Annotated in this window: 3 protein-coding genes; all 3 read right to left on the reverse strand. The window is 27.8% G+C overall.

What is annotated here, in order from left to right; all coding sequences use genetic code 11:
• A partial coding sequence (locus tag Q0F58_RS19595; protein WP_294379781.1) for a radical SAM protein occupies window positions 1-560 on the reverse strand: 560 nt, incomplete at its 3' end.
• A gap of 58 nt (window positions 561-618) precedes the next feature.
• On the reverse strand, window positions 619-1,194 hold the full coding sequence (locus tag Q0F58_RS19600; protein WP_294379782.1) for a guanylate kinase: 576 nt from the start codon (window positions 1,192-1,194) through the stop codon (window positions 619-621).
• Between the two features lie 14 nt (window positions 1,195-1,208).
• On the reverse strand, window positions 1,209-1,463 hold the full coding sequence (gene rpoZ, locus Q0F58_RS19605; protein WP_294379783.1) for a DNA-directed RNA polymerase subunit omega: 255 nt from the start codon (window positions 1,461-1,463) through the stop codon (window positions 1,209-1,211).
• Window positions 1,464-1,515: the final 52 nt, after the last annotated feature.

Raw genomic sequence — 1,515 nt, forward strand, 5'->3', positions numbered from 1 at the left:
GACATCTCCTTTATTGCTGCTGTTGCTACTTCAAAATAATTTTCGATTTTAGAATATTTTTTTGCCAAATCATCTTCTGCATATTTTAAATCTGGTAAATATACATCTATATACCCATCTAATAATTTTATAGTTTCTACATTCTCATATCCATTAGTATTATAAATTATCGGAATCTTTAATCCATTGTTTTTAGCTATCTTAATTGCTTCTATTATTTGCACTACATAACTTGTTGGTGATACCAAATTTATATTGTTCGCACCTTTATCTTGTTGTTCTATAAAGATTTCTGCTAATCTTTCTATTGATATTTCTTCTCCTAATCCTTGCTGACTTATCTCGTAATTTTGACAAAATTCACATGATAAATTGCAATTAGAAAAAAACACTGTACCCGAACCATTTCCTCCACTTATACATGGTTCTTCAAACTTATGAATTGAAGCAAGTGCAACCTTTACAGTATCTTTTGATTTACATCTTCCAACTTGATTATCAGTTCTATCTATTTTACATTTATGTGGACATATTTCACATTGTTTTAGTAGTTCTATCATTTTTTCCAAACTCCTTTTATTGTTAAAAGCTGAAATACATACATATTTCAGCTTTTCTTTAAAATTCTGGATTTTCAAGTTTTAGTTCATTTTCTATTATAGACATTATTATTTGAACTGTTTTTTCCAAATCATTATTTTTTAATACATAATCATAAATTCCAATTTTTGATTCTTCATAATCAAATCTATTTAATCTTAAAGTTATTTCTTCTGGAGATGGTTTTTCAATTCTCTCTTTTAATCTTCTCTCTAATTCTTCTTTTGGAACTCTTAAAAATATTGTTACTATTTTTGTATCTTGTCCTAATAAATTTACTAAATTTTGCGTACCATTTACGTCTACATCTTTTATTATTACTTTTCCTTGTTCTATTTTTTCATTCAAAAGCTTTCTTGGAACTCCATAATAATTGTTGTGATGTATGTCATATTCATAGAATTCATTTTTTTCTATCATTTCTTCAAACTCTGCTTTTGTTACAAAATTATAAGTTTGACCAGGTATATCTCCCTCTCTTGGTGGTCTTGATGTATATGATGGCAAAGATTCTACGAAATTCATTCTTTTGATAATTTCTTTTTTTATTGTATCTTTTCCAGCTCCTGCTACTCCAGATAATATAACTATCATTTTAAGATCTCCTTTTATTCTTTTTCTTCATTTTCTAATAATGAAACATCTTCATTCTCATCATCATATTCTTCATCAGCTTTATATATTTGTACTTTTCCTTCATTTATCTCATTTGCTGCAAGTGTTACTGGAGACTCTTCGTCTACATCTGTTAATTTTTCATCTCCATTAGCAATTTGTCTTGCTCTTCTTGATGTTGCAATTACTAATGCAAATCTATTTTCTGCATGTTCTAAAAGCTCTTTAACTGTTGGCTTTACCATCATAATTATCATTCCTTTCTTTATCAATTCTATCAGCTACCGTCTCAGCTTGTAC

It is taken from the genome of uncultured Clostridium sp. (genome assembly GCF_934754915.1).
Taxonomy (GTDB): domain Bacteria; phylum Bacillota; class Clostridia; order Clostridiales; family Clostridiaceae; genus Clostridium.

Coding starts and splice junctions, on each gene's coding strand:
- Q0F58_RS19600 (WP_294379782.1), bottom strand. CDS start 1,194: ATGATAGTTATATTATCTGGAGTAGCAGGAGCTGGAAAAGATACAATA.
- rpoZ (WP_294379783.1), bottom strand. CDS start 1,463: ATGATGGTAAAGCCAACAGTTAAAGAGCTTTTAGAACATGCAGAAAAT.